The sequence below is a fragment of the Georgenia sp. G2120 genome, assembly GCF_055326485.1.
In genome coordinates this window covers 41,023-49,690 of sequence record NZ_JBUZNL010000008.1, presented here as the reverse complement: position 1 = coordinate 49,690, position 8,668 = coordinate 41,023, and the positions used below count along the sequence as shown (strand labels likewise).

Genomic DNA, 8,668 nt, shown 5'->3' with positions numbered 1-8,668 from the left:
GGGGTCACACGCTCTTTGGGTTGGGGGGGGCCACCCACAAAGGGTTGGGGTGCCCCCCACCCCGCGGTAGCAGCACAACCATCGACCCGTGGAGGTCCCCATGGCCGACTCCGGCCGCGCGCGCCGGCTCGCCGAGCGCATCCAGCAGATCGTCGCCCGCATGCTCGACACGCGGATCAAGGACCCGCGCCTCGGGTTCGTCACGGTCACCGACGTCCGGGTGACGGGCGACCTCCAGCACGCCACCGTCTTCTACACCGTCTACGGCTCCGACGAGGACCGGGCCGGGACGGCGGCGGCGCTGCGGTCCGCGACGGGCATCATCCGCTCCGAGGTCGGCAAGCAGACGGGCGTGCGCCTCACGCCCACGCTCGAGTTCGTCCTCGACGCCCTGCCGACCACCGCCCAGGATCTCGCCGACCGCCTGGCCGAGGTCAAGCTGCGCGACGAGCAGATCGCCGCTGCCGCCGCCGGCGCCACGTACGCCGGGGACGCCGACCCCTACAAGGCGCCGCGCGAGGAGATCGACGGCGACGAGCCCGACGACGAGGCGATCGGTGACGGGCGGGACGACGTCTCGGCCGGAGTTGGCGAGGACGACAACGCGCACGACGACGACACCCCCGCCGCTCCTGCGCGCTCGGGCGAGGACCTCGAGGTCGTCGGTGAGATCGACGGCGACGAGGACGTCTACCGGAGCCCGGACGTCGACGGCCCTGCCGCGGACCCCTTCGACGCCGCGGCGGAGTCCGCGCCCGGCGACGGTGCAGGCTCGACCGACGGTGCCGGCTCTCCCGACGCCACGGACGCGCCCGGCAGCCCTGACGCGCCCGGCACCGGCCGCGACTGAGGGCCGCGTGCAGTTCCCGCGCGGGAGCGCGACGGCCGCGGACGGCGTCCTGCTCGTCGACAAGCCGCAGGGGCTGACGAGCCACGACGTCGTCGCACGGGTGAGGCGCATGGCCGCCACCCGCAAGGTGGGGCACGCCGGCACCCTCGACCCGATGGCGACGGGCCTGCTCGTCCTCGGCGTCGGCCGCGCCACGCGGCTGCTCACCTATGTGGTCGGGGCGGACAAGACGTACGAGGCGACGATCCGCCTCGGCGTCGCGACGACCACAGACGACGCCGAGGGGGAGGCGACGGACTCTCCCGGGGCGAGTGCCCACGTCGTGGGGGAGCGGCTGCCCGCCGCCCTTGCGAAGCTGACCGGGGTGGTCGCCCAGGTCCCGTCGGCGGTCTCGGCCATCAAGGTCGACGGGAAGCGCGCCTACGCGCGGGTCCGCGACGGGGAGGACGTCGATCTCGCGGCGCGCGAGGTGACCGTCCACGAGCTGGACGTCGTGCGCGAGGTGCGCTCCGGCGTCGTGCAGGAGGGGGAACCTGGTGAGGGGACCGCGGTCGTCGACGTCGACGTGCGCGTGAGGTGCTCCTCGGGCACGTACGTGCGGGCGATCGCGCGCGACCTCGGGGCGGCGCTCGGGACCGGCGGGCACCTGACGGCGCTGCGGCGCACGGCGGTCGGGCCCTTCGACGTCGGGGAGGGACGGACACTCGAGGAGATGGCCGAGTCGCTCGGCGAGGTGCGGGAGACCGAGTCCGGGGGCGTCGCCGGTGAGGTGACTGGTGACGGCGGTGGTGGTGGTGCCGAAGCCGGGACTGTCGGGGTCGGGGCTGATGGTGTCGGCGCCGGAGGGACGGCACGGTCCGCAACGACGGGTGACGGCGTCCTCGAGACGCTGCCGGCCGGGCTCCTCGCCCGCCGTCTCTTCCCTGTCCGTGATCTCACCGACGCCGAGACCACGGCCGTGCGGTACGGGCAGCGCATCGAGGCGAGCGGTCTCACGGACGACGGCGCGGCTGGTGCGTCGGATGGCGAGTCGAGCGGGGCGTCGTCCGGTGCGTTGTCCCGCGTTGCCGCTGCGGACACGGACGCGGGTGGGTCGGGTGGTTCCGGCGTCGTCGCCGCCTTCGCGCCCGCCGGGCACCTCGTGGCCCTCCTCTCCGACGAGCGACGGAAGGCCCGTCCGGTCCTCGTGCTGGATCCGGCCTGATAGAGGTATCGAGCGGCCTCGCCGTGCGGTGAGTGCGCGGGGATTCGTCGCTTGCCCGACGGGGCCTGAGCGTGACTCCGCGCGAGCTGCTCATACGGCACGCACGAGGGATGCCGGCCGATTCTCGACCGGGACCGAGCGACCGGCTGATGCACGCGAGTCCACATGTTTGCCCAGGTCACGGCCATCCACAGATGTGCCTCGAGCCCTTGCCGTTGTCGGTGGTACCCCGTAACGTGGCCGTTGATCGAACACAAGTTCGAGCGATGGGTGACTGGCCGCGATCATCGCGGTGGGTCCACGATCATGTGGGGGAGGTGTCGACGATGACGTTGGATGAGGCGGACGTGCGCGGTGTGGGCGCCTTCCCGAGCGACCCGCTGGAGGACCTCCACGTCGCGATCCAGGACGAGCCTCTGGTCGAGCAGCTGAGCAAGTCCCGGGTGGAGCACCTCGACGCGCCCCCGGTCGACCCCCTGGTTGATCACCTGGATACGCCCTCGGTCGACCCTCTGGTTGATCACCTGGTCGAGGCTGAGAACGAGCCCCAGGACGTGGCAACCGTCCTCACTCCCACGATCGATGCCGCTGACGTGCGGGCGCTCCTGCCTGCACTCACGCGCATGACGCGTGCCTCCGAGCAGGAGGCGATCGACCACATCCAGCTCTTCGAGCGGCTCAAGGCGGTGGCGTCGGCGGGGCAGGCGATGGCGGCATCGGACCTTGCGCGGATGCGGGCCGAGGCCGAGGAGGAGAGGGGGGTGCCCTTCGAGGATCGCGGCAGGGGCCTGGCGGCCGAGGTGGCGCTGGCCCGTAAGGAGCCGGCGCGGCGTGGTTCCCAGCACCTCGGGCTCGCGAAGACGCTTGTCGACGAGCTGCCGTGCACCCTCGAGCTCATGCGTCAGGGTCTCGTCTCCGAGTGGCGCGCGACGATCCTCGCCCGCGAGACGGTGGGCCTGTCCGTCGAGGATCGGCAGCGGGTCGACCTGGCACTCGCGGACGACCTTCCGAACTGGGGCGACAAGCAGATCCGGGACCATGCGCGGAAGAAGACGCAGGAGCTCGACGACGAGGCCGCCCTGCTCCGGCACCGCCGTGAGCGGACCAGCCGCCGCGTCAGCGTGCGGCCCGCCAACGGCTCGATGGCCTACCTGTCGGCCTACCTCCCCATGACCGAGGCCGTGCGGGTCTACGCCTCGCTCACCGAGCAGGCGGCGTCGATCGTCACCGCCGGTGAGTCCGGCGAGCGGACCGCGAACCAGGTGGCGGCGGACCTCCTCGTCGAGCACGTCACCGGTGCGTCCGCGAGCGAGCCGCGGGACATCGATCTCACGGTCGTCTTGACGGACAAGACCCTGGCGGGCGCGGACGAGCCCGCGTGGCTGCCCGGTCAGGGTCCGCTGTCCGCGTCGGTGGCGCGGGACCAGGTGCGGGAGGCGAGGAACGTCTGGTTCCGGCGCCTGTGGACCGACCCGGAGACGGGCGGCGCCGTCCGCATGGAGTCGCGCAGGCGCACCTTCGACGGCCAGCTGCGCAAGTTCGTGCTCCTGCGGGACGACTCGTGCACCGAGCCGTTCTGCGACGCCCCCGCGGAGCACGTCGACCACGCCGACCCGCACGCCCAGGGCGGCAGGACGCGCGCCGACAACGCCTCCGGCCTGTGCGCCACGCACAACTACGCCAAGCAGAACCCCGGGTGGCGACAGGCCATGGACGGTGAGCAGCTCGACGTCTGGACTCCCACCGGCCACCGGTACCGGGTCCCGAGATCGCCGTTCCCCTACCGGCTCAGACCGCTACCACCGCTGATGACCAAGGAACGCCACGAGCAGCTGAAGGACCGGGTGGCCGCGCGCGTCCGCCGCTTCGACGAGCTCTCGGAGGCGGCGCTCGAAGCCGAGCGTGCGGGAGTTGAACCGCCCTCCGACGGCGAACCACAGGGCGAACTGGATCCCTAGGTTGGCCGCGTGCGTGACGGAGTGCGACGACTCATCGCCCGACCCGGGTGGCGGGGGAGCGCCTACCCGTGCGTCCCGGTCGTGCTCGCCGCGGCGACCCGCTCGGCGCTGACGAGGTCGAGGATCGCCTTCACGCCGGGCAGTGCGCGCCCGGGGCCGGTGGCGAGATAGCCGGGCCGGTGGATCTCCGGCGCGTCGGGATCGCCGTCGATGACGAGGTGGTCGACCGTGCCCCCGGCCGACCGCACGAGGTGGGCGCCGGCGGAGACGTCCCACGGCGTCGTGCGCAGGCCGAACGTCGCGTCGAGGCGCCCGGCGGCGACGAGGGCGAGCTCCGCGGCGCCGGCCCCGAGCGAGCGCACCGCGCCGACCGTGGTGAGGAGCTGGGCGAGGTGCGTGAGCGTGGCCGGGTGGTCGAGGTCCCGCACGCCCGGGTACCCGGTGGACAGCACGGACTCGATGTCGGTCCGCTGGACGGGGCCGGGCACGCGGGTGTGCTCGTCCGTCGTCGGGCTCCCGTCGAGGGGATGGGTGAGGACGTGGCAGCCGTCGTCGCCGGCGAAGACCTCGAGCCCCAGCTCGGGCATGCGCACGACGGCGGCCACCGTCTCGTCGCCCACCTGTGCCGCGATCGACGTGCAGTAGACGGGCACCCCGGCCGCGAAGTTCGACGTGCCGTCGATCGGGTCGACGACGAACGTCACGACGCCCGGCGGCGTCGGGTAGAGGGAAGGGGTGGGGGAGCTGTCGGTCGCGGAGCCGCCGTCGTGCGTCGTCGAGATGCCTGCCGGAACGTTGAGGCCCCCCTCCTCGCCCAGCACGCGAGCGTCCGGCACGTGCCGGCGCAGCACCTCGATGGCGATCTCCTCGCTGCGCCGGTCGTGGACGGTGACGATGTCGTGGGCGTCGCGCTTGAGCTCGCGCTCCGCCGCCGCGCCCGTGACGCCGACGAGGTAGTCGCAGATCCGGTCCGCCGCGTCACGGACGGCGGCGAGCAGATCCGCGGGTGACGGGGCGGACCCCGCGGCGTCGACGGGGGATTCCTGGGACTCGAGGGACTTTGGGGCGTCGGCGTGACCGGGCGAGGTGGCGCGCATGGCCTCACGCTAGCGGCCGGCCCGGCGGGGCGCGCTGCGCTCCTGGGCACGCCGACTGCCGTCACGCTCACGCTCACACCCACGTTCACGATCGCCGCTCGCACTCACACGTCGTCATTGGCCACTCGCCACTCGCCACTCGCTACTCGCTACTCGCACTCGCCGCTCGCCGCTCGCCACTCGCCGCTCGCCGCTCGCCACTCGCCGCTCGACATCGCTTCCAGGAAACGCCCAGACGACTCCCACGCAGCTATCGGCCACCTCCCAGAGATCTGGCAGCGCACCACGGGATCCCTCCCAGAGTGGCCATGCACTCTCTGCCTCACACCGGGACCCACAACGGGCCCGCTGCGAGAAGGAGAACGCCATGGCCACCGGAGCCCCCGAACCGACCACCACCCCCGACGGCCCCGCCTACGAGGGCCGTCTCCTCGTCCGCCCCGACGACGAGGTCGTCGACCAGGGCGTCGGCTTCGACGTCGGCACCCTGCTCAGCCGCCGCAACGTCCTCGCCCTCGTGGGGGCAGGCGCGGGGGCGACCTTGCTGGCGGCGTGCTCGCCATCGGGCTCGGACTCCTCGACCGCCGGCGACTCCGTCACGGTGGGTGGCGAGAGCGCGACCGACAGCGCCTCCGCCGGCACGCGCACCGCCTCCGCCGGCACGGGCACCGCCTCCGCCGGCACGGGCACCTCCTCCACGAGCACGGTCCTGCCCGCCGCCGAGATCCCCGACGAGACCGCCGGCCCCTACCCCGGCGACGGCTCCAACGGCCCCGACGTCCTCGAGGAGTCCGGCATCGTCCGCTCGGACATCCGACCCAACATCGGCGAGACCACCACGGTCGATGGCGTCGCGCTCACCTTCACGATCCGCGTCACCGACATGGCGAACAACGACGCGCCGTTCGAGGGCGCCGCCGTGTACGCCTGGCACTGCAACGGCCTCGGCGAGTACTCGATGTACTCCTCCGGCGTCGAGGAGGACACCTGGCTCCGCGGCGTGCAGGTGGCCGACGCCAAGGGGGACGTGACCTTCACGTCGATCGTGCCGGGCTGCTACGCCGGTCGCTGGCCGCACATCCACTTCGAGGTCTACCCGGACGTCGACTCGATCACGGACGCCGAGAACGCGATCGCCACGTCGCAGCTCGCGATCCCGGAGGCGATCCTCGGCGACATCTACGCGCTCGACGCCTACTCGGGCTCGGGCCAGAACCTCGCCGGGGTCACGCTCTCGACGGACGGCATCTTCGGCGACGACACCGAGGACCTCCAGATGCCCGTGGTCACCGGCGACCTCGACACCGGGTTCATCGCGACGATCGTCGCCCGCGTGGACACGACCACCGAGCCGACCGGCGGCATGGGCGGCGGTGACATGCCTGGCGGTGGCATGCCCGGTGGCGGCACTCCGCCCGGTGGCGGTACCCCGCCCGAGGGCGGCCCCGGCGGCACGCCCGGTGACACCTCGACCGACGGGTCCTGAACCGGCACGCCCCCCGACCTTCTTCCTCCCGCTCGACCCACCGAAAGAGAGACCGACATGCTCCGCAACCTCACGGGCTGGCACGCCCTCATCATCCTCGCCACGATCCTCCTGCTGTTCGGCGCCTCGAAGCTGCCGGCGCTCGCCCGCAGCGTCGGCCAGTCCGTGCGCATCCTCAAGAAGGAGGCCGGGACCGACGAGTCGTCCGGTGATACGGGCAACGTGACGGCCCTGCCCGACGTCGGACACCCCGGTGCGTCCCGCGCAGGCTCCGCGGCGGGCACGGCGTTCGACGGCACGGCAGTGCCTGACGTCGGAGACCCAGGTATGTCCCGCGCGCCGACCGTGCTGGTCGCGGCGAACGACGCAGGTCCGGCGTCGTCGGCGGGTATGCCACGCGAGAACGTGACTCCGTCCCCCGAGGTCGCGGGCGGGACTGGGCGGATCGCGTCGTGACCGCAGCCCCCGCCGCGACGGGGAACCGGATGCCGCTCGCGGGGCACGCCCGCGAGGCGCGCGACCGGATGCTCCGCTCGGTGGTGGCGCTCGCGGTCGGCACGTGCGGCGGCTTCGTCCTGGCGGACCCGCTGCTCGACCTCATGCGGGCGCCGCTCGCCGAGCTCACCGAGTCGCACGTGACCGCGCTCAACCACTCCAGCCTCACCGGGGCGTTCGACCTGACGGTCCGGCTCGCCATCGTCTCCGGCCTCGTCCTGGCGGCGCCGGTGTGGATCTACGAGGCGCTCGCCTTCCTGCTCCCGGGCCTCACGAGGCGCGAGCGTCGGTTCGTCCTCGCCTCGCTCGCGGGCGCCCTGCCGCTGTTTCTCGCCGGCTGCCTCGCCGGCCTGCTGCTCTTCCCGCACATGGTGCAGCTGCTGGTCGAGATCTCGTCGACGGAGGACCTCACCCTGCTCGATGCCTCCGGGTACGTGAGCTTCGTGCTCAAGGTGGTCCTGACGACCGGTGTCGCGTTCACCCTGCCCGTGGCGGTCGTCGTGCTCAACGCGCTCGGCGTCCTCCCGGCGCGTCTCCTCGCGCGGACGTGGCGGGTGGTCGTCGTGGTGATCGTCGTGTTCAGCGCCCTCGTCGCCCCCGCCGCCGACCTGCTGTCGATGGCGCTCGTGGCAGTGACGATGTCCGCGCTGTTCGGGGCCGCGTACGTGATCGCGCTCGTGCACGACCGGATCGCCGCGCGGCGGGCGCTCGCCAAGGGCGGGGGCACCGGCGCCAACGAGGTGCATGCCGCGAGTGGGGTGCCCGCTGCGGGCGGGGTGGATGCTGCGGACCGGGTGCTCGGTGCGGACCGGGTGCTCGTTGCGGACCGGGTGCTCGTTGCGGACCGGGTGCTCGGTGCGGACGCGGCGGACGACGCTGATCGTGCACAGCACTCGATCTCGGGAGGTGGATCATGACCATCGGGCTCAGCCTGGAGAAGCTGGTCGTCGTGCTGGCGCTGACGAGTTTCGTCATCGGGCCGGCGCGACTGCCGGGATATGTCGCACGGCTGGCCGAGATCGTGCGGGGCGTGCGCGCCTACGTCGAGGCGACGCGCACCCGGACTGAGGACGAGCTCGGCGTGCCGCTCGCGGTCGACCAGTGGCGCGACGCCGCACGGCGCTACGACCCGCGCCGCGTGGTGCGCGACGCGCTCGTGGAGCCGGCTGAACCCGCCCAGCCTGTCCAGCACGCCCATCACGCCGGGGCCGCTAGGCCTGCCGAGCCTGCCGAGCCCGCCGGGGCCGCTGAGCCCGCGGTTCACGCCGAGCCTGCCGAGCCCGCCGGGGCCGCTGAGCCCGCGGTTCACGCCGAGCCGGCCGAGCCCGCATGGCGTTGGGTGATCGCGGGCGGGAGCTCGGGCCACCCGCGTCGGATCCGCGTGCCGGTCGAGGTGAGGTCCGAGGCAGGGAATGCCGAGGGGGGAGGCCGCGAGGATTCGGCCGGCGGGTCTGCCGGCGTGCCCGCCGCCGACGCGCCTCCCGGCGACGACTCCGTCGCCCACGCCGACGCCGCCCCGGCACCGACCACCCGACGGGCCGCCCCCGCAGGAGAACTACAGTGACCCTGCGGCGCGAC

Annotated in this window: 6 protein-coding genes and 2 pseudogenes; 7 read left to right on the top strand and 1 reads right to left on the bottom strand. The window is 73.2% G+C overall.

Features of this window, described 5'->3' with window-relative positions; translation table 11 throughout:
• Positions 1-100: 100 nt before the first annotated feature.
• The 3 genes and pseudogenes from rbfA to ACZLMO_RS10190 all read left to right on the top strand — a co-directional run.
• A pseudogene (gene rbfA, locus ACZLMO_RS10200) lies at positions 101-619 on the top strand (30S ribosome-binding factor RbfA); the annotation flags it as partial.
• Positions 620-857: 238 nt separating this feature from the next.
• Positions 858-2,054, top strand: a complete 1,197-nt coding sequence (gene truB / locus ACZLMO_RS10195) for a tRNA pseudouridine(55) synthase TruB (protein WP_463653683.1) — start codon at positions 858-860, stop codon at positions 2,052-2,054.
• Positions 2,055-2,380: 326 nt separating this feature from the next.
• Positions 2,381-4,012 (top strand): HNH endonuclease, encoded by a 1,632-nt coding sequence (locus tag ACZLMO_RS10190; protein ID WP_425712980.1) that lies wholly within the window; start codon positions 2,381-2,383, stop codon positions 4,010-4,012.
• Positions 4,013-4,074: 62 nt separating this feature from the next.
• Here ACZLMO_RS10190 and ACZLMO_RS10185 read toward each other — a convergent pair whose 3' ends face one another.
• The gene (locus ACZLMO_RS10185) at positions 4,075-5,109 is read right to left on the bottom strand and encodes an inositol monophosphatase family protein (RefSeq protein ID WP_463653682.1); all 1,035 of its coding nucleotides are present in this window, start codon (positions 5,107-5,109) and stop codon (positions 4,075-4,077) included.
• 367 nt (positions 5,110-5,476) lie between these two features.
• Between ACZLMO_RS10185 and ACZLMO_RS10180 the strand changes: the two genes are divergently transcribed.
• The 4 genes and pseudogenes from ACZLMO_RS10180 to ACZLMO_RS10165 all read left to right on the top strand — a co-directional run bounded on the left by ACZLMO_RS10180 (position 5,477) and on the right by ACZLMO_RS10165 (position 8,654).
• Positions 5,477-6,595 (top strand): dioxygenase family protein, encoded by a 1,119-nt coding sequence (locus ACZLMO_RS10180; RefSeq protein ID WP_425712982.1) that lies wholly within the window; start codon positions 5,477-5,479, stop codon positions 6,593-6,595.
• 57 nt (positions 6,596-6,652) lie between these two features.
• A pseudogene (locus ACZLMO_RS10175) lies at positions 6,653-6,782 on the top strand (twin-arginine translocase TatA/TatE family subunit); the annotation flags it as partial.
• Positions 6,783-7,047: 265 nt separating this feature from the next.
• Positions 7,048-8,007: a twin-arginine translocase subunit TatC gene (gene tatC / locus ACZLMO_RS10170; RefSeq protein ID WP_463653681.1), complete on the top strand. Its 960-nt coding sequence runs from the start codon at positions 7,048-7,050 to the stop codon at positions 8,005-8,007.
• A complete protein-coding gene (locus tag ACZLMO_RS10165; RefSeq protein WP_425712985.1) occupies positions 8,004-8,654 on the top strand; it encodes a Sec-independent protein translocase subunit TatA/TatB in 651 nt (216 codons plus the stop codon). Before tatC ends, ACZLMO_RS10165 begins: the two co-directional genes overlap by 4 nt.
• Positions 8,655-8,668 lie beyond the last annotated feature (14 nt).